Below are 21,404 nucleotides of genomic sequence, written 5' to 3' on the forward strand. Positions count from 1 at the left end.
AATGGCCCAGATCGATGCCGACGGACGGCGACAATCCGAGACGAAGTTCGTCTGGTTCGCGGTAATCGTCGCCGTTTTATTCGCCGCCTTTCCTGCCATCTACGGAGCACTCAGCGCTCCCTCTGGATCTCGCTACGTCGGCTACCAGTACAACACCGACGACCATATGGTCTATGCCGCTTGGATGCGCCAGGCGATGGACGGCCATCTGTTCTTCGACAACCGGTTCACCACCGATCCGCAACCGGGACTCACCGTCCATCTCTACTTCTTCGTTCTCGGCCTAATCGCCAAGGTCACCGGAATCGCCGTCGCGGCAACCCTTGGGCGGCTCGGATTCTCGGCGCTCTTCATCTGGCTTGCTTACCGCTTGGCACGGCGTGTAACCGATGAGCTTTTCGCCGCGCGGCTGGCGGTGGCGCTCACCATCATCGGCGGCGGGCTCGGGTTCCTCTACTGGCACAACTTCGGGCCAGAAGGGCCCGTCGACATCTGGCAGCCCGAAGGTTTTGTCTTCCCTTCCATGCTCACTAACGGGCTGTTCATGGTCAGCCTGTGTTTGATCCTCACCACCTTTCAAGCGTTTCTAGACGCCCGAACCAGTTGGCGGGCGGCGGGAGTGGGCGCGGTGGCGATCGGCCTGCTGATGAACATCCACAGCTACGACGTGCTTATGGTCGCGCTGGTGATGGTCGGCTTCCTGGGCGCCGCCCTCGTGCAGCGCCAAGTAACCCGCGACTGGCTCCTGCGCTCCGCGGTAATCGTTGCGGGAGTCTTGCCCGCCGCCCTCTGGTTCAAGCACGTCCTCGATAACGACCCGGTCTTCCAGGCGCGAGCGGCCACGGAGACGTACTCGCCCAATTTCAGGCAAGTCGTTCCCGGATATCTCGTACTGATGCTATTCGCGTTCGTCGGCGCGGCCATGCGGACGGCCGATGCCGGAACGCGAAAGCGGAGAGTCGTCGGTATCGCCCTCGCCATCCTCTTGTTCGCCGGAATGTATCTACTCGCCTCGAACCACACCGGCGGCTACTTCATGGGAATTCCGGCGTTCGCGGGAGCGCTGCTCCTGGCGATCGCCGCAGTTACCCTGGCCTCGGACGAGAGTCCGGGGTGGAACCTCCTCTTCTCTTGGGCCGTGATTGGTACCGTAGCCGTCTACTTCCCTGGCCTCTTCCAGCGGAAACTCACGATGGGGCTTAGCGTTCCCTGGGCGATCTTGGCCGCCTTCGGTCTCCATAGCATGCTTCGCACTCAGGAGCGATCCGTCCGAAACCTCGTCGTGGCCCTATGCACGATCCTGCTCGGAGCGACCTCCGTGCGGTGGCTTGCGCGTGAGTTGCAATTCATCGGGACCGATGTCTCCAACACGACCCGCCATCCGGTGTATCTCGAAACCGACGTGGTCGCTATCCTCGACTACCTGAACTCGCAACCCGGGAAAAAAGTTCTCCTCGCCCTCCCGGGTACGCCGGCTCAGGCACGAGACAGCCAAACCGGCAATCCGATCCCGGATACTTTCCTCAAGCCGGTTTTGCCCGATTTGGCGCCGTTCGCATCTGGCCTTACCGGGGCCTACACCTACGCCGGACACTGGAGCGAGACCCCAAACTACACCCACCGAGCCGGGGAGATGTATCGATTTTTCCTCCGCGAGCCTCTCCCTCAAGTCCGTAACGTCATGAGCGACGAAGAGCGAACAGCGTTCGCCCGCGGAATCCACGCGAACTACGCGATCTTGCCTGCCCAGGAGACGGTCAACTACCTGCCCCTAGTAACCGCGGAGCAACTTGGCGAAGTGGTGGTCAAAGGATCGCGATTTAGCTTGGTCAAGCTGCGAGAGTAAGGCAAAGTCCATAAACGGGTTGGGTTGGAGCCGAATCTCCGATACATTAGGTCCGCGCAACGGCGCGAAGGAGAATCTATGCGATTGAGATGGATCACGGGATCGGCGGTCCTTATTGGAATATTCGGCGCAATCGGCTGCGGCGGCTCTGGCAGTAACGTCAACAATCCGAACGGTTCGGCCGCCGGCGACTGGGTCGGATCGTTCTCAGAGGCTCGACTCGCCGGCGCCTCCTCGGGCGACCTGGATATCCATTATTCTCAGAGCGGGGCGGACGTCAGCGGAACCGCGCGGCTGACCGTCGTAACAAGCGGCGTGACCGCCTCGTACATCGGGACGGTTACCGGAACGGACGCCGGCGGAGATATCGACGCCACCATCACTTTCAACCCCGCTCTGCCGGGCGGCCAAACCTCCGTCCACCTCGTCGGCACCGTCGACGGCGATTCGTTCTCCGGCACCTACACGTCGGACGGGGAAAGCGGAACGGTTACGCAGAGCCACTTCACATCGACCCCGGTGGTGACAAACGGCTCGACCTGGCTTGGAACGATCACCAGCGCCTCCGACAACATTCCCAAGACATTTCGCGTGGTGGCGACATCGACGGGCGACTCGAGCTTCGCCGGAACGTCCCTAATCGGCACGGATGTCGCCGGGACCGTGGCGGGCGTCCAGATCGGCAACCGGGTGACCTTCACCACCACTTCCGGCGCGACCGGCTTCGTCTGCACCGGAACAACGACGAGCAACGTCGTTGCGGGAACTTGGGTGAGTACGGCGTCGACGGCGACGCACGGGACCTTCTCGATCGCCAAGCAGTAGACGCCTGCCGTACTTTGTACGGCAGGCAACGTCCGCTCTTCGCTAGCGCGAGGAGCGGGCAGCTCGGAGGCGGCTCATGGCTCGCTCGATCTCGAGAACGGCGTCCTCGGCCTGCGTAGCGCTGTCCTCGCCCCGGAGCGCCCGTCGGGCGTTCTCCAGGGTTCGCTCCGCTTCCGAGATGTCGATCTCTCGGGCGAGTTGCGCTTCGTCGGCGAGGACCGTTACTTTCTCACCCTGCACTTCGGCGAAGCCGCCGCCGACGTACACGAAGTGCTGATTTCCCGCATGGTCGCGGTACTCCAACAGCCCGGGCCGCAATGCGGCGACGAGCGGGATGTGGCCCGCCCACACGCCGAAATAACCTTCCAACCCTGGCGCAATCACCGATTGCACCTCTTCCTCGACGACCGACTTATCGGGCGCCACTACGGAAAGGTGGAAATCTCGCGGCATGAGGTTAGGCCACCGCCTGCAGCTTGCGCGCCTTCTCGCGGACGTCGTCTAGACCGCCGCAGTAAAGGAACGCCTGCTCGGGGATATCGTCCAGGTTTCCGTCGACCAGCTCGCGGAACGCCGCAACCGTCTCCTCGACCGGAACGAACCGGCCAGGGTTACCGGTGAACTGCTCGGCGACGAAGTTCGGCTGCGAGAGGAACCGCTCGATCTTTCGAGCGCGAGCGACCAGTGTCTTGTCGTCGTCCGAAAGTTCGTCGATACCGAGGATCGCGATGATGTCCTGCAGCTCCTTGTACCGCTGCAGCGTCTGCTGCACTCGGCGGGCGACGTCGTAGTGAGCCTGGCCGACCACGCGGGGGTCAAGGTTCTTGGACGTCGAGGAGAGCGGGTCGACCGCCGGGTAGAGACCCTTCGAAGCGATGTTCCGGTCGAGGTACACGTAAGCGTCGAGGTGAGCGAACGTGGTGGCCGGGGCCGGGTCGGAGGGGTCGTCGGCCGGGACGTAGACGGCTTGTACCGAGGTAACCGATCCCTTCTTAGTAGAAGTGATCCGCTCCTGGAGGCCGCCCATTTCGGTGGCGAGCGTCGGCTGGTAGCCGACGGCGCTCGGCATACGTCCGAGAAGCGCCGATACCTCGGAGCCGGCTTGGACGAACCGGAAGATGTTGTCGATAAAGATAAGAACGTCGCTGCCGACCACGTCGCGGAAGTACTCCGCCATCGTGAGAGCGGTGAGGGCGACGCGGAGGCGTGCGCCGGGCGGCTCGTTCATCTGGCCAAAGACCATCGCCGTCTTGTCGATGACGCGGAGCATTTGGCCGCTCGCGTCCTTGAACTCGGTCTCCGACATTTCTCGCCAGAGGTCGTTCCCTTCGCGGGTGCGCTCACCGACGCCGGCGAATACCGACACGCCCGAGGCTTCGACCGCGATGTTTCGGATGAGCTCCTGGATAAGAACCGTCTTTCCGAGACCGGCTCCGCCGAACAGTCCGATCTTTCCGCCCTTGTTGAACGGAATCATCAGGTCGACGACCTTTAGACCGGTCTGCAGCAGTTCCACCTTCGTCGACTGTTCGTCGAAGCTTGGCGGATCGCGGTGGATCGGCAGGCGCGGCGCGCCCGTGGGTGCCGGAAGGCCGTCGATCGGGTCTCCCGTGACGTTGAAGATTCGGCCGAGGGTGTCGTTACCCACGGGCACCGAAACCGCGGCGCCGGTGTCCACCGCTTCCATTCCACGGACGAGACCGTCGGTGGTTGAGAGGGCGATGGCGCGGACGATGTCGTCTCCGAGGTGCTGGGCAACCTCGCAGATGAGAGTCTGGCTTCGAGCGGGGTCCTTGATCTCCAACGCGTTGTAGATCTCGGGGAGGGTGTCAGCCGTGAATCGAACGTCCACGACCGGTCCCACGACGCTAATGATCTTGCCGGTTCCGGGCATGCTTGAGTAAATCTCCTACGATGGGTTACGACCGATTCGGCCAGACCCAATCGGAGAAGGAGTATACCTTCGCCCCGCTCCAAGCGGCTACTACGCTTTCAGGTTTACCGCTCGGCGGCGTCGCAACTGAGTTTCGATCTCTTGGCCGTAAACTAGAGGAAGATGGAGGATGTAGCGGCGTCGGCAGATTTTAAGCTCGGACGGCACGAGCCGGGAGCCGGAATGGTCGCGCATCGCTACGCCAACGTTTATCACCGGGAGAAGGGGCGGCTCGTCATCGCGCCGAAACGGGACCAGATCGGCCTATTCCTCGCCCTCGCCCGGCAGATCGATGGGCCGTTCCGGTTCGTCTACGTTCTTCTCGGTCCTTTCGGACGATATGCCGAAGGACGCTACGAGTTGTCGGTACGTCTCGACCACGAATCTCTCGAGCTCCTGCTCGATCAATTTCGCCTTTTCTTTCAAGGGGACGCCCGGCACCACGTCTTTATCGGTAACGATTCGCCGGAACCTTTACTTTTTTACGATCAGCACGACCTTATCTATGCCTATGGCCCCGCCGAACGGTACGTGCCGCTCCTCGAGTCGCAGGGCCTCACGCCGGGGGTCCCGGAGATGCCCAGCCCCCACTCGCACCACATTAGGCCCGAATTCGACGTCGTCGCGGAGGAATTGTTGTCGGGTCGAGACTGGAAAACGGGGCCGCTGTTGGAAAGCGATTAATTCCAGGCCCCTCCTGGTCGGCGATGTTCGTGCGACGTCGAAAAGTTGGGGTGTCCGTAATGTCCGGCGGACCGCCGCAGGGACCGGCGCAGGGGACCGGGCGAGACGCCCGGGGTCTGGGGAGTGGGCGAGGACGCCCGCGCTCCTGGCGGGCGGAACGGCGACCTACGGTCTTGGACGGAGGCGGGTTACAGACCAGATTAGGTTCACGACGTCGTCTTTGAAGACGTCGTCGTGGCCGCCGCCGGCGGCCGGGTTTCCTTCGTAGCAGATGCGGCTGGCATCGATATTCAGAAGGGTAGGCCCCGTCGGGAAACTATATTTGGATAGGTCGGGCGGGTCGACCACCATCGAGAACTCTCCGTTCCTGCCGATGTACGTCGCCTCCCGGAATCCGCCAAGCCCCTTTGCACCGAGGCGACAAATGCCGAGATAGCCGGCGGCGAGGCGGCCGTTGTTCGCAAGCGGGTAGTAGACCCCGTTTGCGGTGTCGTAGCCAGTGAAGATACTGGCGATCGCGCCATCCGTGTGGGTGAGCAGATGCTCCTCACCGGTGTACCAACTCGAGGCGATGGCCCCCTGAACGGTGCAAAGAGAAGTAATCCGGTGCCCAGGATGCGCGCCGCTCCTCGCTTTCATCTGGGGACGGAAGATCGCCGCGAACGAGTGCCAGCGGCTACTTTTCGCCCGCGTCCCCACGATCGTGCGGGCCGCGTTTACCACGACCAGCCCCCCAAAGCTGTGCCCGATAAGGTGCAGCGGCCGTTCGCCCAAATCGCATGCGGTAACAAGCTTGCGGACAAACTGGCCCAGCTCAACCCCCGCTTGAACTCCCTTCCGCTGCATGGCAAAGAATGCGAGCTGATTGTCGAGCATCGAAGTCATCGCACGCACCGAACTGTCCGGACCGACGGTGGATTGAACCAGTCGAACCGGCGCTCGTGCGATCGCGGCAAGGATATCGCGGGCGTTTCGCGCCCGGTCCCCTTCGTCGAGCAGCCGTTCGCGGAAAACCCCAGACAGAGGTTTCTCCGCTTTGGCGGCAATCCACGAAACGATGGCGCAGATGGCCAATAAAGCCGCCCCTGCCACGTATCCCCAAAAGTTTTGGGGTCCATAAGCAAAGGCGGCGAGGGCCAGCAGAGAAACCGGGGTGCGGAAGAGGAAAGTAAAGAGCAGGAAAATCAAGATCGGCGTCAGGCAAAGTAACTGAGGGCCGATCCAAGCGACCACCTGGATGAATGGGAATCCTTTCGCGGGCTGAGTGCGCCCCGCGATCGTGCGTTTTCGCCGATAGAGAATCTGGAAAATCAGGAGGATCAGGAAACTGACGGCGACCCAGGTGATGACGCCGATAACGATTCGCCCGGTGCCCGTCATCTGTTCCCACCAAGGTATCTGCGAGAGCGCATTTCCGACTTTGTCGACGGCCTGATCCAGCCAAGACGTACCGGTCTGACCGCTCTTGCGCTTGGACACGAGCTTCCAAATGAACCCAGCGATGGCCGGCAAGCCGACCACCGCCAGTAGGAACTTGCCCAAGGTGCCGATCCCGGTCAGCCAATCGCCGGCTGGCTTCGGCTTCTCGGTTTGATCGAGGAGAAAGCCCTTCGCCTGGCTCTCCCAATAGCAGCGCCAGAGCGTGCAGACCTTCTCGTCCAAGGTCGGCCGCTGCTCCACGCCCCGGTATTTATAGGCGTTGAGCACTTGAGTTAGCGTGTGAAGGCTTGCCGGATCGGAGGCAAGCGCCTCCGTGTCGGGGAGGACGTTGCAAGCGAGCTGCTCGAACAAGTGTTCGAAGTCGTCGACCAAGTCTCCCGCGCTCTTTTGGGCCGTGAACGTCGGATTGGGCTCGAAGGTGCGCTCAACGAGTTCCAGAAAGGACGCTTTATCGCGGCGCCCCGCGCGGTCGAGCCAAATGTCTTTGCCGGGGTCGGAGTTCCAATGGACGGCGAGGAATAGCGGACGGTATTGCTCGTCGACACCAAACTTCCCTCTCCGCCAAAGCATCGAGAATCGGCTGACGAGGCGATCGTAGGCCTGAACGCCGCCGAGGTAGTTGCGGTGCCAACCGTGACTCACCACGAAGATGTCCGAAATGTTCTGACTACCGATCTGCTGAACGTAAGCCTTGACCTGGTCGGCAATGATCTGGTTCTGAAACGGAAATCGGCTCTCCAGCACTGGAATGAGAAAGAACGGCCGATCTCGGCGAAAGTCGCTGTTGGCGCCCGGGCGAATCGTAACCCCCGGCCAGAATGGATCGGTCAGCGCCTTTTCGACCGTCTCCCGGTCCAAGTTGCCCGTCACCTTCGCACCGTCTTCCTTCTGGAACCTCTTTGTGGCCTCCTCCAATTGCTCTATCTGCCCAGAAACGCCCTGAGGCGGGAAGTGGCCCTTCCGAGTTAGGAACGTCCGCCATTCGGCGCGCCGATCCGAGTCCATATCCTTGAGCCGGACAGACCCTTGCGAATCGATGTGAGGCTCTTGGACCAGGAAGTTCCAGTGCATGATTCTCCTTCTATCGGATTCAGGCAGCACGTTCGTTGCTGATCGCGATATATAACTAAGATAACATAAAAATCGAAATCTGCGTGATTTACGGAACATCCTGCTTTGTTTTGAGAGACAAATCCTGGCGATAGCTCCGCGCCTCGGCGGCGCATCGAGGGCCCGAACTTCATGCTGGCTGCCCGTGCAACGTTCAACGGACGCAAGGTCCTAGCGGAAAAACGTTGACGCAACCTCAGTTGAACCTAGCGTGTTATAATCGGGGCGGCCTCTAGCGGCAGCCGACATCCACCCATGAAGCGTTTCTTCAACTGGCTTAAGGCCGTCTTCAACCGCACGATGGACAAGGTCGAGGACCCTGACATCATGCTCGATCAGGCGCGCCGCGATATGCAGGGCGCGCTCGTCTCTAATAAGGAGAGGGCCGTTCAGGCCATCACCCAAAAGAATCGTCTCCAGATGATGCTGGACGACGAGCGAAAAAAGGCGGCTCAGCTCGAAAGCCAAGCCACCATGGCTCTCAAGCAGGGCGACCGCGAGCTCGCGACTCAGTTCATGCGCGAGAAGATGAACCACGACGCGACGATCGCCACGCTCCAGCAGTCGTACGAGCAAGCCGTGGCGACCGTGGACCAGGTCAAGATCGCGATCAAGCGTCAAGAGGAGGAGGTCCGCAAGAAGACCGCCGAGGCGCTCGCGATGAAGGCCCAGTGGAAGCAAGCGCAGATCCAGAACTCGATCTCCAAGGCGCTCGAAGGGCTCACCTTTGAGAACCAGTTCGAGGGATTCGGCGCGGCCCAAGAGCGGATCCGCGAGGCGCAGAGCGAAGCGGCGGCTCGTCAAGAGATGATGGGAACGTCGCTCCAGGGGCGCGTGATGTCGATGGAAGACAAGACGCGCGACATGGAAGCGGAGAGCGAGCTTGCCAAGCTGGAAGAGCGCCTCGGCCTTCGCCAGCCGGTGACGCCGGTCACCACGGATCAAACGGTTTCCGTCTCCGCGGCTCCCGGCGCGGTTCCCGCTCCCGCGGAAGCGGCGGCTCAGTCCGAAGCCGAGCGGCAGATCGAAGAGCTCGAGCGACGGCTTAAGGGACAGTAGTCGAATAAAAACGACAAGGGTGGCGGAACCGGCCGGTTCCGCCACCCTTGTCGTTTTTATGGATCGTGTGGGATACCATACGGTTCATGAACCGAGTTTCCGCAGTTGCTCTTCTCACGATCGTCGCCATGGCTTCGGCATTTGGCCAAAGAGGAGAGGGAGCGCGGATTGCGATCAAGAGGGCGCTCGATCCGGCGGCGGCGACGATTCCGAAAACGCCGGTGAAGACGACCGTCGAAGATCTACTGGCGGCGGTGCGGCCCCCGGCCCTACAGCCGGATTCAAAGGGAGCGGAGTACCAGAACCGCCGGATCGGGCCGCTGGAGAATACGATGTGGCAGGTGACCGCCACCATCAAGCAGATCATCCTGCGAGCGGACGGCGACTACTATATGGTGATCGAGGGCGCGTCGGGCGCGCGTACGGTCGTCGAGGTTCCGGACCCGCGGCTCTGCCCCAAGAGCAAGCTGATCAAGCAGATTCAGCATGTGCGGAACATGCTCGCCAAGCGGTTCGGGCCGACTCCGATGCCGCAGGACGTTAATCAAAAGGCGACGATCACCGGGGTCGGGTTCTTCGGAATGCAAGGGCGCAGCCTGCAAGGGCGGCAGAACAACGGAGCCCGTCTGATGCCCGGCATCGACATTTCGTTCGATAAGTAAACGCCGATCGTGGCACTGGCATCTTGCCAGTGGGTCCCAAGGGCATCCCTGCCCTTGGGACCATTCACACGACCAGGATGGTCGTTAAGGTTCATCGGCTGGGAGCCGATGCTACTTCACCTCCGCAGTTAAGCGATCACCACTTTTCGTCGCCGTTGTCCAGCCAGGGGAACCACTGGGGCATGTTGAGCGTGTCGACGGTATTGATGTCGGCGGGCCATCCCGAAGTGGGGAGCGACTTGTACGATGCCGGCATCTTGCGGTACCTCGCGTGGGTGTCCGCGAAGACGTAGTTGGAACCGCCCAAGTGCCTGTCCAAGATCGAGTGGCCGTCGGGCGCCTTCCAGCGATTCGGGGCCATTAGCTCATAGTGAGAGTTCGACTGGCTCTCGATGATGAAGACCTTGCTCGAGGGGGTCGTGATCGAACCCATATCGCCGCCGGTCAACGAGAAAAAGTTGCCGGTCGGCTTTTTGAAGAAGAACTGGTTGAGGGCGTAGCTAAGCGGCTTACCGGTTACCTTCACTCCACTTCCCTTCGGCCAGTCGGCCGCGCCGCTGTTGTCGTCGGGGCACTTGAACATGTCCACGTTCTTGGTGTAGGGCAGGAGGAGGTCGGCCCAGTTCAGCTCGGCCTTCCCTTCGCCGGCGTGCCAGGCGAAGACGGTGAAAGGAGGTCCGACATAGGTCGACGGGTAGTTGGCCATCGGCAACATGTCGTCGCTATCGCTCACGTACAGGTACAGGCCGGTGCCGGTCTGCTTACCGTTGCTGAGGCACTGGGTCTTCTTAGCCGATTCCTTCGCCTGGGCGAAGACCGGGAAGAGGATAGCGGCAAGGATCGCGATGATCGCGATGACGACGAGGAGTTCGATCAGAGTAAATGCTCGGCGGACGGATTGCATAAAGAATCACCGGGGAAAAAGACAGCCCATTGTATCGTAGGGCCGGAAATATGACGGGGCGTGGTGGCGAAAAGTGCGCGGGAATCGGCGTGGCATGGGCGGCCCGCCCATGTGGCGAACGTAAGTTCGCCATCCGGAGGGAGCCGCTCTGGAGAGCGGCGGTCCTTCCGGATCGGACTCCCTCACCCCCAACCCCCTCTCCCTCGTTCGGCACGAACATCCGAAGGAGGGAGAGGGGGCTCGGAGAGTTACTTGGTTTGCGACATTAGCACCTCGATCGCTTTATCGAGTTGCGGGTCCTTCCCGGCAAAGTATTCCTCCGGGGTGATCTGGACGTCGTAGTCCGGGATCACGCCGTTATCTTCGAGCGGGGTTCCGTCGAGCCGGTACGCGCCCGTGCCGGGGAGGCGGATGCTGGTGCCGTCTACCAGGCGGCCACCGCCGGTGTAGATGACGTAGCCGGGAGTGGGGCGGCCCACCAAGGTCGCCAGCTTGCGCGACTTCATCGCCGCCGGGAACATCTCGGCGTTGGAGTAGCTCGACTCCGCCATCATCACGACCATCGGAACTCCCAACGCTTGCCCCGGGCCGAGCTGCAGCGGCTCGTCTCGAACTTGGTAGTAGGAGTTCGGCTGACGCTCCAGCACGTCGATGATTCGGTCGGAGGTGTTGCCGCCGCCGTTGTTTCGGACGTCGATGATCAGCCCCTTCTTCCCTTCGGCGTATTGCCAGACCTGCTGGTTGAACCGCTGGAACTCACCCTCGCCCATACCGGCGATGTGAACGTACGTTAGCCGGCCGCCCGACTTCTCCTCGACGTACTTGCGCCGAGCTTCGAGCCGGTTCCCCTGCACGATGCCCGCGAAGGCGCCCGAGCTGATCGCCCGGTACTTCACTTCACGCGTTTTGCCGTCGGCCCCTTGGACCTGCAGAGTCAGCTCACGGCCCACCTGCTCGTTCAGCACATCCCGGTAGAGCACCTCGTCCGGCAAGACGTCCTTGCCGTTGATCTTGAGGACGATCTCGCCTGGAGACAGCTTCGACTTAGCGTAGCTGCCGGGTGACCGGGCCGGAACATCCTTGATCTTGATCCCCGGGCCGGGATAGGAGTAGTCGAACGTAAACCCGAGGTGGGCGCTCGTCTGGCTGCTCGGATTCCCCGGCGCCGCCGAAACTTCCGAGTGCGAGGACTCGAGCTCGCCCACGAGCATGTTCAGCACCGTCGCCATCTCGTTTCGGTGACCGATCGACGGCAGATACTTCCGGTATCGGTCGCGGAGCGCGGTCCAGTTGCGGCCGTGGAAATTAGGATCGTAGAACCGGCGGTTGTAGGTGCGCCAGAACTCGTTGAAAGCGGCCTCCCGCTCTTTGCGGAGGTCGTGGGTCCAATCGGCGCGGAAGGTGGTGACGTTGACCGGCGTTCCCGGTTGGTGGATCTCGACGATGGCGGGGAGACCCGATCGAAGCGCCACCACCTTGGTCTGGTCGTCGTTCCAAGTGATGGCGTTGAAGCCGCCGCTGTTGGTTACCTTCCGGGGCTCGTCGCCGTTAAAGGGGGCCTTCCATAAGTCGCCGCTGTTCAAGAAGTACAGGGCGCCATCGGCCGGGTCCACCAGAATTTCGCTCTGGACCGGCATGTTGAGGAACTGCCGGGGGCGGCTCTCGATGTCGTCGAAATCGATGTCGACTTTCACCGGGCCGGTCGGCTTCGTGTACTTCAGATCGAGCTCGGTCGTCGGCACATCCTCCGGATGAAGAGCGACCAGGTAGACGGCATCCCCGCTTCGGTTGCTCCGGAAGAGGAGATACTTGCCATCGGGGGTAAAGGTCGGCTGAGTGTGCTGGGCGCTTAGCTTGGTGATGTTGGTCGACTTGCCGGTGGTCGTGTCGAACACGTAAATGTTTTGCGTCGACTCCCAGTAGTAGTAACCGGATCGGAGCAGCGTCTCGGAGTACGCGACGTAGCGCCCGTCGGGCGACCAGTTATAGAACTTGGAATCTCCGGGATGGCTGATGACCCGCGTCGGAGTTCCGCCGATGACGGGAACGGTGAAAAGGCCGCCATCCTTGCCGGTCATCCAGAAGCTGACCTTGGTTTTATCGGGCGTCAGGCGAAGCTGCTCGACGTCGGCATCGGCGTTGGTGATTGCGGTGACCGCCTTCGTCTCGGTGTTCATCGAGTAGAGCCGCTCGGCTCCGTTACGGTCGCTCACGAAGAAGAGCGTCTTGTTGTCCGGCGCCCAGAGCGGTTGCTCGTCCGTGCCGGCCCAGTCGGTGAGCTGCACCGCATCGTCGGCGTTCGGCCCCTTTCCTTTCTTGGTCGGCACGAGCCACAGCTCGCTGCGGACCTGGACCACGAACTTATCTCCCTTCGGCGAGAGAGCCGCGTCTTCCGCGCCATTGGTAAGCACGAGCCGCTCTTCCTGGGTCGTTTTGTCGTCGATGCTGGCGGTGAGGGCGATCTTTTGGGGCGTTTTGCCGCCGGCCATCAGATAGACGTCACCGTCATCCTCGAAAGCGACCGCGTCCGATTTACTGGCTGCCGTGAGGAACCGGGCGGGGGCTCCGATAAAACTGGTGAGTCGGCGGGCGCCGCCGTTCATAGCGACGGCGTAAACGTTCGGGGTGCGGTTGACGTTATCGACGTTCTTCCCCACGCTCTTGCCGATCGGCGCGGTCGACGGGGTCTTCTCGGTGACGGTGATCGTATAGACCGACTTGCCGTCCGGGAACGGGTTTGGCCAGAGATGCTGGAATCCGGTGTCCCGGATCTTCTCCCGCTTCTGGGTCGTCAGGTCGTACCGCCAGAGCTGGGCGGCCGCCGAACCCTGGTACCGCGAGCGGACCCAGGGGAAGCCGAACCGGTTGTAAACGATCGACTTGCCGTCCGGCAAGAACCGGGGATTGCTGACCGGCATCATGTCCAACATCAGCCGGTTTGCCCGGCCGTTGGTTACGTCGATGGTGTAGAAGCCGTTATTGCTGTCGTCGCGGGTCGTCCGGATCAGGATCGTTTTGCCGTCCGGCGACCAGTCGCTCGGGATGTCGCTTCCGGAGTGGTAGGTAAGCCGCCGGGTCTGTCCGCCGCCGGCCGGAACGATGTACACATCCCAGTTACCGCTTCGGTTGGATGCGAATGCGACGTACTTTCCGTCGGGAGACCAGATCGGATTGTCGTCCATCTCGACATGGTTAGTGAGAGGGACGGCTTTGCCGCCCGACGAGGGGGCCACCCAAATGTCACCCTGATAGCTAAACGCGAGCTGCGTGCCGTCGGGGCTAAGAGCGAGAGAGCGGGCGCCTACCAACGGAGAGGCTTGGGGCGGCGGCAACTGCGCCGCCGCGAAACCGCTCAGCGAGGCGAAGAATAACGCGCTGAATGAGATACGAAACATAGGATAGATACCGTTATACACGCCAAGGCCCCTCTCTTCGCGGCATCGCTATCGCGGTACCCTCTTGCGATGCGATTGAACAGCGAAGGAATCCGGCGGGACGAGCTGGCTTTCACGCTGAGGAACCGGTACAAGGTGCAGAGCGCTCGGAGAATCGACGCTTGCCTCCTCTGTCGCCGGCCCCATGTTAATGAGGCGGCGCTCTGCGACGTCTGCTACAGCACCCTAGAGGGCGAGGAGCTGGAGCTGGCCACCTGCTGGCTTCGCGGCACCGCGCCATGACCGCGCTCTACCTGCTCCTCGGATTCGTCTTCGGCATCGTGGCCAGTTACCTGCTGGTAAGCCGGAAGCCGAAGAATCCCTACCTCGCGACGACCGAGTACTGGGTCTATCTGCCCGGCGAAAAGATGCCGGACCAGAACGCAATGATGGACCGAACCATCGGCAAAAACCCTTACTCCCACCGGGGTCGCGCGGCGGTAGGCACGGCAGAGGGGTTGATCTTTTCGGACGTTCGGCTGCATATCGCTTTAGTTCTTCGGAAAAAGAATCCACACGCGTTTCGTCCCGATCTCTTTGCGGGAGCGGATGCGAGCGCGGAAGCATTGAACGCGCTTGCCGAGGCAAACGCTTTCGTCAAGATCCGCTACATCAGCGAGGATCCTTTGAAAGACGCGCGGCACCTCCAGTTCCTTCCTCACCTTGTTGACGCGGTGGCGGAACTTGGCGAGGCGAAGCTGATCTACGATGTGAGCTCCGAGTCGCTAATGATGCGCGCGGAACTCGAGGATGTACTGCGTAACCAAGCCGACGTCTCCGGCCCGGATGTGCATGCGAGGGTCTTGTGGAAACCGGAGCTGGACAACGGCCACGCGGAGACCCGCGGCCTAGTAAAGGTCGGGCATAAGGAGCTGAAGACGCCTTCTACACCGACCGATCAGCGGGTGCTCGTTCGGATGGTTCTCGAGGAGACGATCCGGCGGATCTGGTCGAACCCGATCCTTCCGGAGAGCTTGGAAGTCGAGGCGTTCGACGACCGGTTCCGGGTTATCTTCGAACCGGCTAAAGATACGTTTACCAGGGTGCGAATAATGAGGCTTCGTTCGGTATGACTTCAGTGCGGCTTATTCCGTGCCTCGACATCAAGGATGGGCGGGTGGTGAAGGGGGTCAACTTCATCGGCCTCCGCGACGCCGGCGATCCGGTGGAGCTCGCCAAGTTCTACGACGCTGAAGGGGCCGACGAGCTGGTGTTCCTGGATATCACCGCGTCCCACGAGTCGCGAGCGCCGGTCATCGCGCTGGCCGAACGCGTAGCGGAACAGGTTTTCATCCCGTTCACCGTGGGCGGGGGTCTACGGCGTGTCGAGGATATTCGAGAGGCGCTCCTGGCCGGGGCGGATAAGGTTTCGCTCAATACGGCGGCGATCCAGAATCCGGAGCTGGTGACCGAAGCCTCGAACCGGTTCGGCGCGCAATGCATCGTCACCGCCATCGACGCGCGGAAGCGGCCGGGTGGAGGGTGGGAAGTCTTCACCCACGGGGGCCGAAAACCGACCGGTCTCGATGCCGTGGAATGGGCAAGGGAAACCGTCCGCCGCGGATCCGGCGAGATCTTGCTCACGAGCATGGACGGCGACGGCACCCAGGCCGGCTACGACCTTGAGTTGACAAAAGCGGTAAGCGAAGCCGTCAACGTCCCCGTAATCGCCAGCGGCGGCGCGGGAACGGCTCAGCATCTTGTCGACGCCGTCCGCGACGGCCGAGCCGACGCGGTGCTATTGGCAAGTATCGTGCACGACGGTCTTTACAAAATCCGCGACCTAAAGGCGCACATGGCCGAGTCGGGTTTGCCGATGCGCCTCGTCTAGCCCACCCGCCTTCCGTCCAAAAATAGACGTTACGGCTGCGATTCCGTCCCGTCAGAATCTATGCTATTGTTACTTACGTATGACTCTCGTGGTCGCAATCGTGTTGGCTGCGTTGGCGATCGCCTCGTTGCGGTGGGCCGCTATCGCGGAAAAAGAGTCGCTTGCCAAGGCGGTAGCCGGCGCGGGCTGGAGCTTCCTCGCTCCGATGAGCTTGGTACTGTTCTTCTACGCCGCGCTCATCCGATGGGCGGAGAGCCACTCCGGCGACACTGCAACTCTGGGCCAGCTTCGCCGAATCGCGGAAACGTTCGAGGCTCTTGAATCGAATAAGATCCTGAGCGTCATCCGCCTTGGCGGCGCAACGGGGTTCGGAATTCTGGTGGTTCTCGCGGTGCTCCAGATCGTGGTTCGGCGTCACGGCGAACTCGCCGCCAACGCCTATAAGACCATCGGCCGGTACAAGAAGCTCGTATCCTTCGGCTTCTCCGTCATCACCTTCCTTACGTGCTTCACGCTCTTCGACGGCGAATCGAAGGCGTTCTCCCAAGATCTCAGTCTTCACCTGAAGGAAGCTCACTCGAAGCTGGAGGGGTTCCGAGAAAGGGCGCAGGAGGCAGCCGAGGATGCGGCGATCGCGGACGTCTACCGCTCCGCTCAAGTCAATCGACCGGTGGCTGGCGAGGTAGATAGAAAGCGACAGGGCCTGGCCGCGCGAACCGCGAGCTACGAGCGTGACCGACGAACGTACGAGCTCGACTTTGGCGGGACTCACCCCGAGGCAGCACCAGTCGAGGCGTCGCCGGCGCCCACCTATCGCGCGGCGGCGCCTCCTCCCCCGGCCGCGGTACCGGATACGCGGAACGAAGACCTCACGATTCGGCAGGTGGAGCAGGCCGATCGCGAGATGGCCGACGTGGAAGCTAAGGCGCAAGTCGAGGTTGCCGAAGCAGAGCACTCGGTGTTGGCGACGAAGATTCCGACCGGGGCAATGAAGCTCGCTCTCAATCCTAAGCTGAAGCTTCTCTACGCCAGTATCGCCGGCAATTTCCCTTTGCTCAAGGAGATCCTGGAGGCGGTAGGCGAGGTCGTCGTCGACCGGTTGGGAGAACGCCTGGACAAGATCTCAGAACGATTTGTTGAAGGCGTGCTTGGGCGAGACAAGAAAGTGGACCTGATCGAGGAAGCCCATGCGGCGGCGACGGAATCCATCGCCGCTCCGGCCAGTGCGGCTCTCGCATCGGCGCTAAGTCCGAGAGCGGCGAATTGGACCGCGCCGGTGTGTCGCTCTCCGCAATAGAAGCTCCCTTGACCGCCGAGCGCCAAGCAGCCAACCGGCGCGTCAAGTCCGAATACGAGCCGTTAGCCGACAGATTCCGCAAGTAATGGACCGGTCTCGTTGAGGAGAAGAAAGCGGGGATGGGCGGCTACAGCTACGCCAGGGAATACACTCCGGAGCCAGAACCCGGCGATCCCATGACCTCGCTGTCCATACCATCCTCGTTGGCGAACCCGTTTCACACTTCCCGCCGCACCGATTGGACCATCGTCGAGCAAGTTGGCAGCCAACTGCTTGCCGATTTAGACTCCGTTCATCCGTACCAGGCGCGGCTCGCCCTGTTACAGGATGAAATAGCAAACCTGGAGTCCACTCGAAAACCGTCGACGGAATTCTCGGGAACGGCTCCCGCACTTTCGCTGGCTTTTCCTCATGAGATTGGTAGTACATCGCCAAATCCCCCTCCTTCCCAGCCAAGACTGGACCTTACGGAGTACATTGACCACTTCGTTCGCACCCTAGCTCCCGCCGCGCCGAAGACAAATATCGCGCCCTATGCTTCTGCTATCGACGAGTTGGGCGGCTTGTCGTCGCCCCGAACCCGAATGGAGTCCTACCTCGTAGACCGTCTTGGCTCTAGCAAGAGCCAAGACCTCGGATGGTATGGACGATACGCGGCTCATCGACAGCAGCAACTGAACTACCAGGAGCACATGCGCGTTCAGGAAGTCAGGGCGCGAGCTGAGCGCTCGTATCGCGAGATGACGGAAAGATTCGCCCGCGAACGTGGCGGTGGCGAAATCGAGGGACGTGAAGGGAAGTTCGAGCCCCGCTTTGAAATTCATCCTGTCCGTTAGACGAGCCCGAAGAGCCGTTGACACAAAATCCAAATGTGACTCCCTGGGCAATCGTAGCGATTAAGCGGGTGGGCAATTAGCGCTGAAAGCGCGACCTCCTAAAGCGAAGGGCGAAGCCCTGGTTAAAAGATCATCTATCGTCAAGAGCCCTGAAAGGGCGATCTAATCCGCCCCCGTCCCTTCCGCTCTTCGCGCGAACCAAGGATATCAATCGATATTAATATAAGCAGAGTATTCGGTTACCTGTCCGTTCCGCTGTACGCGGAACAACATCGGGTAGACCCCTTTAGCCCCGGCCGGGATGTCGAGTTCGAAGACTCGGCGGAGGGAGCCTTTGGCGGCATCGATGAAGAAATTGCTGTCGGCGCCGGTGACCAGGTGGAAGTCGGTCGGCGGAACCACGGTGACGGAGCCGACCTGGCGGCGTAAGGGCGAGAACGACTTGATGTAATAGGTCAGCTTGACCTTTTGGGCCTGAGGCTTCGATCGGATTGGCTCGCGAACAAGCCGAACCTCGAGGGGCGGGGCGACCCGGTAGCTGGCCTCCATCACGCCGGTAACTCCATCCGACCCGGTGAGGGAGGCGCGGAGCACCCGATAACCGAGGTCGGCCCCCTTTACGACCAGGGTGTTGTAGTCTACGAAGGCGCGCCCTTTGTTGTCGAACGGCGGGAATGGGACGGCCGACTCCGAGGTGGCGGCTCGGACGAGCCCCTCGCTCCGCATCGCCAGCCTCTGAAGGCCGAGCTTATCGGTACCGTTGAACGTTAAGCGGATCCGGATGTTGTCGCCCGGCATGACCGTCTCGCCGGTCCCTTCCGCGTTCCACCGCAGACCGTTCGGCAACGCGGCGGACCTGGTGAAGCTGAGCTGGACCGGCGTGAGAACTCGGGGCACGAACGGCTCGGTGGGAGGCGCGTCGGCGGCCACGGTGTCGAGGCGAACGGACATCCGGCCGCGATCGTCGGTCGGGAAATAGCCGAGGCCCGCGTCGTTCAGGCTGGCTTCGAAAGTCGTGTTGGTACCGTCGCTCTTAGCGGCGACAGCGGAGGCCATCCCGATGCCGGGAAGGTCGATCCAGCGGGGGCCGTTCACCTGCGTCGCGTCGACCCGTCGCGCTGAGATCCGCGGTTGGCCGTCGCGCATTCCAATGCGCACTTCGATGTTGTCGCCGCCGACCAGCCAACCGTCGGAGCGGAGATCGAGGCTCAAAAGAAGGTCGCGGCCGTTCGGGACAACCCCGGCGACGTGCAACTTGCCCGGCTCCCACTGGAAGTACCCCTTCAGCCCCTCGGCGGACACGAGCGGGTCCCACTCCTCGTCCTCGATGACCCCGTCCAGCTTGGGCGTGATCGCCAGCCGCATTTGCTCCGCGACCGTCATCGGAGTTTGGAAGGCCGGCGCGGTTGCCGGTGTCTGAACCGGAGTCGAGTTTTGCGAGAGGAGAAACGCGGCGAAAAAGAGCGTGGCAGGCATGGCAGTTGGGTGAGACACTGGCCTCTAAGGGTAAGGACGAACCGCGGCAGCCCAAAGCATCGTTCTTCCTAACCAAAAGAAAATCGGGACCGAGCCGGCGGCTTGGTCCCGATTTCTTACTGTCGCAACACGCCTTAGCCGTTGCGCTGACGATGCTCGCGGATGAACGCCGGGATGTCGAGGTCGGACTCGTCGAATACCGCGCTCGTATCCTGAGGCTGGGTGTTTCGGCTCGCCATTCGCTCTCGCGCTTGCGCGATGATTTCGGCGCTGGTCGCCTGAGGGGCAACCGTCGGAGTCGGCGGCACCGGGATGATCGGTTGGGCCTGGACCGGTACCGGAGCGGCCGGCTGAGCCGAGAACGTTGCCTCCGCGACCTTGCGCCCTTCTCGAGTGTACGGATTGAACCCGGTGGCGAGGACGGTAACGCGGACGGTGCCGTCCATCTCCGGGTCTACCACGGTTCCGAAGAAGATGTTTGCTTCCTCGGCGTCGCAGAGGCTCTGGATGTACTGCATCGCCTCGTTCGCCTCCGCCAGGGTCAGATCCTCGGAGCTGGTGAGGTTGACCAAGAGCCCCTTGGCGCCGTGGATCGTCTGCTCGAGGAGCGGCGAGTTGGTTGCCGACTGGGCGGCTTGCAGCGCGCGCTGCTCCCCCACCCCGTAGCCGATACCCATCAGGGCCGGGCCCGCGTTCGCCATGACGGCGCGGACGTCGGCGAAGTCGACGTTGATCTGGCCAGGGATGGTGATGATGTCGGAGATGCCCTGGACGCCTTGGCGAAGCACATCGTCGGCCACGCGGAACGCGTCGACAAGCGTCGTCTTCCGCTCGACCACGCTGAGAAGCTTATCGTTGGGAATGGTGATGATGGTGTCGACGCGACCCATCAACGAGGTCACGCCCTGCTCAGCGAGGCGCGAGCGGCGCGGACCTTCGAAGGTGAACGGACGGGTGACGACGGCCACCGTAAGCGCTCCGATTTCACGGGCGAGGTCGGCGATGACGGGGGCCGCGCCGGTACCCGTGCCGCCGCCCATACCGGCGGTGATAAACACCATGTCCGAACCTTCGAGCACCTTGCGGATATCGTTCTTCGATTCCTCCGCCGCGCTCTTTCCGATCTCCGGGTTGCCGCCGGCGCCAAGGCCCCGGGTGAGGTTGCCGCCAAGCTGTACTTTACGCTGGGCGCTGCTGAGATCTAGCACCTGGATATCGGTGTTCATCGCAATGAACTCGACCCCCTTGATGCCGCTCTCGATCATGCGCTGCACAGCATTGCTGCCGCCGCCGCCGACTCCGATAACCTTGATTACTGCGTTTTGCGCGCTCACGTTTTGCTTACCTTGCCTTCCCTTGATTCCCTATTGTAGTTTTCCCGCGCCCGGAATGCCACGTTTCCGGCCATGAGGGCGCAAAAAAGGGTTGGAAGTGGCGCTAGCGGGGTGTTAGCAAAAAGAATCACCCGTCTCATCGTACAACGGACTTGCATAATCTCGATAATCGGAGGAAGGGTGGAACTTCCCCGTTCGGGACGCATTATGTCGACCGTGAAACTTGGACTTTCTTTCGTCGCTCTCGCCCTCGCCGCCGTCGGCTGCGCGCAGGACCCGCATACCCCGGAGGTTGTCGGAACCAAGTGGCTAAACCTGAACGGGCAGAAGCCGATCACCCTGACGTCGCGGGCGGGCAAGGTGACGGTCGTCCACTTCTGGACCTTTGCCTGCAGCAACTGCAAGGCGAACCTACCTATTTACGACTTCCTCTACGAGAAGTTCGCGAAGCGTGGCGTCGAGATGGTTGGCATCCACACCCCGGAGCTGGCGTTCGAAAAAGTCGACGAAAACGTACGGCTCGAGGTTAAGAAGCTCGGAATCAAGTATCCGGTGCTGATCGACACCGACGGGCGGAACTGGAACCGCTGGAAGCAAGAGTTCTGGCCAACCATCTACGTGATCGACAAAAAAGGAAGGATCGCTTTCAAATGGGCCGGTGAGCTGAATTACCAAGGGGCCGACGGAGAGCGCCAGACGATCGCGGCGATCGAGAAGGCGCTCCGAGGGTAAC

18 protein-coding genes are annotated in these 21,404 nt (G+C 61.7%); 11 read left to right on the plus strand and 7 right to left on the minus strand.

The window, feature by feature from the left end; genetic code table 11:
• Position 1: 1 nt before the first annotated feature.
• Together OP10G_RS23380 and OP10G_RS23385 are read left to right on the plus strand one after the other, a co-directional pair.
• The gene (locus OP10G_RS23380; protein ID WP_025228008.1) at positions 2-1,846 is read left to right on the plus strand and encodes a glycosyltransferase family protein; all 1,845 of its coding nucleotides are present in this window, start codon (positions 2-4) and stop codon (positions 1,844-1,846) included.
• Positions 1,847-1,924: 78 nt separating this feature from the next.
• On the plus strand, positions 1,925-2,671 hold the full coding sequence (locus tag OP10G_RS23385; RefSeq protein ID WP_025228007.1) for a hypothetical protein: 747 nt from the start codon (positions 1,925-1,927) through the stop codon (positions 2,669-2,671).
• A gap of 42 nt (positions 2,672-2,713) precedes the next feature.
• On the opposite strand, the gene atpC is transcribed toward OP10G_RS23385, so the two are convergent.
• Both atpC and atpD read right to left on the minus strand, forming a co-directional pair.
• The gene (gene atpC / locus OP10G_RS23390; RefSeq protein ID WP_025228006.1) at positions 2,714-3,124 is read right to left on the minus strand and encodes an ATP synthase F1 subunit epsilon; all 411 of its coding nucleotides are present in this window, start codon (positions 3,122-3,124) and stop codon (positions 2,714-2,716) included.
• A gap of 4 nt (positions 3,125-3,128) precedes the next feature.
• Complete coding sequence (gene atpD / locus OP10G_RS23395) at positions 3,129-4,565, minus strand: F0F1 ATP synthase subunit beta (RefSeq protein ID WP_025228005.1); 1,437 nt, start codon at positions 4,563-4,565, stop codon at positions 3,129-3,131.
• Positions 4,566-4,727: 162 nt separating this feature from the next.
• Between atpD and OP10G_RS23400 the strand changes: the two genes are divergently transcribed.
• The gene (locus tag OP10G_RS23400; RefSeq protein ID WP_025228004.1) at positions 4,728-5,288 is read left to right on the plus strand and encodes a hypothetical protein; all 561 of its coding nucleotides are present in this window, start codon (positions 4,728-4,730) and stop codon (positions 5,286-5,288) included.
• A 165-nt stretch (positions 5,289-5,453) separates the two neighbouring features.
• Here OP10G_RS23400 and OP10G_RS23405 read toward each other — a convergent pair whose 3' ends face one another.
• Positions 5,454-7,799 carry a lipase family protein gene (locus OP10G_RS23405; RefSeq protein WP_025228003.1) on the minus strand — a complete coding sequence of 782 codons (2,346 nt, stop codon included), beginning with the start codon at positions 7,797-7,799 and terminating at the stop codon, positions 5,454-5,456.
• Positions 7,800-8,093: 294 nt separating this feature from the next.
• Between OP10G_RS23405 and OP10G_RS23410 the strand changes: the two genes are divergently transcribed.
• Positions 8,094-8,897 carry a PspA/IM30 family protein gene (locus OP10G_RS23410; protein ID WP_025228002.1) on the plus strand — a complete coding sequence of 268 codons (804 nt, stop codon included), beginning with the start codon at positions 8,094-8,096 and terminating at the stop codon, positions 8,895-8,897.
• Positions 8,898-8,983: 86 nt separating this feature from the next.
• The gene (locus OP10G_RS23415) at positions 8,984-9,559 is read left to right on the plus strand and encodes a hypothetical protein (protein WP_025228001.1); all 576 of its coding nucleotides are present in this window, start codon (positions 8,984-8,986) and stop codon (positions 9,557-9,559) included.
• Positions 9,560-9,695: 136 nt separating this feature from the next.
• Here OP10G_RS23415 and OP10G_RS27555 read toward each other — a convergent pair whose 3' ends face one another.
• Both OP10G_RS27555 and OP10G_RS23425 read right to left on the minus strand, forming a co-directional pair.
• Entirely contained in the window at positions 9,696-10,463 is a 768-nt protein-coding gene (locus OP10G_RS27555) for a prepilin-type N-terminal cleavage/methylation domain-containing protein (protein ID WP_025228000.1), read from the minus strand.
• A gap of 248 nt (positions 10,464-10,711) precedes the next feature.
• A complete protein-coding gene (locus OP10G_RS23425; protein WP_025227999.1) occupies positions 10,712-13,858 on the minus strand; it encodes a S41 family peptidase in 3,147 nt (1,048 codons plus the stop codon).
• Positions 13,859-13,927: 69 nt separating this feature from the next.
• Here OP10G_RS23425 and OP10G_RS23430 point away from each other — a divergent pair, with 69 nt between their 5' ends.
• The 5 genes from OP10G_RS23430 to OP10G_RS23450 all read left to right on the plus strand — a co-directional run bounded on the left by OP10G_RS23430 (position 13,928) and on the right by OP10G_RS23450 (position 17,861).
• Positions 13,928-14,140: a hypothetical protein gene (locus OP10G_RS23430; protein ID WP_025227998.1), complete on the plus strand. Its 213-nt coding sequence runs from the start codon at positions 13,928-13,930 to the stop codon at positions 14,138-14,140.
• Positions 14,137-14,970 carry a hypothetical protein gene (locus OP10G_RS23435; RefSeq protein WP_025227997.1) on the plus strand — a complete coding sequence of 278 codons (834 nt, stop codon included), beginning with the start codon at positions 14,137-14,139 and terminating at the stop codon, positions 14,968-14,970. The genes OP10G_RS23430 and OP10G_RS23435 overlap by 4 nt, the downstream gene beginning before the upstream one ends.
• On the plus strand, positions 14,967-15,728 hold the full coding sequence (hisF, locus tag OP10G_RS23440; protein ID WP_025227996.1) for an imidazole glycerol phosphate synthase subunit HisF: 762 nt from the start codon (positions 14,967-14,969) through the stop codon (positions 15,726-15,728). The genes OP10G_RS23435 and hisF overlap by 4 nt, the downstream gene beginning before the upstream one ends.
• Positions 15,729-15,807: 79 nt before the next feature.
• The gene (locus OP10G_RS23445) at positions 15,808-17,025 is read left to right on the plus strand and encodes a hypothetical protein (protein WP_025227995.1); all 1,218 of its coding nucleotides are present in this window, start codon (positions 15,808-15,810) and stop codon (positions 17,023-17,025) included.
• A gap of 203 nt (positions 17,026-17,228) precedes the next feature.
• Positions 17,229-17,861: a hypothetical protein gene (locus tag OP10G_RS23450; RefSeq protein ID WP_144241341.1), complete on the plus strand. Its 633-nt coding sequence runs from the start codon at positions 17,229-17,231 to the stop codon at positions 17,859-17,861.
• Positions 17,862-18,068: 207 nt separating this feature from the next.
• Here the strand turns inward: OP10G_RS23450 and OP10G_RS23455 are convergent, their stop codons facing one another.
• Together OP10G_RS23455 and ftsZ are read right to left on the minus strand one after the other, a co-directional pair.
• Positions 18,069-19,337: a hypothetical protein gene (locus OP10G_RS23455; RefSeq protein ID WP_025227993.1), complete on the minus strand. Its 1,269-nt coding sequence runs from the start codon at positions 19,335-19,337 to the stop codon at positions 18,069-18,071.
• A 134-nt stretch (positions 19,338-19,471) separates the two neighbouring features.
• Positions 19,472-20,671, minus strand: coding sequence for a cell division protein FtsZ (gene ftsZ, locus OP10G_RS23460; RefSeq protein WP_025227992.1), 1,200 nt, complete (start codon positions 20,669-20,671; stop codon positions 19,472-19,474).
• Between the two features lie 216 nt (positions 20,672-20,887).
• Between ftsZ and OP10G_RS23470 the strand changes: the two genes are divergently transcribed.
• Entirely contained in the window at positions 20,888-21,403 is a 516-nt protein-coding gene (locus OP10G_RS23470; protein ID WP_158409348.1) for a redoxin domain-containing protein, read from the plus strand.
• The last annotated feature ends 1 nt before the right edge of the window (position 21,404 follow it).

Source organism: Fimbriimonas ginsengisoli Gsoil 348 (assembly GCF_000724625.1).
GTDB lineage: Bacteria > Armatimonadota > Fimbriimonadia > Fimbriimonadales > Fimbriimonadaceae > Fimbriimonas > Fimbriimonas ginsengisoli.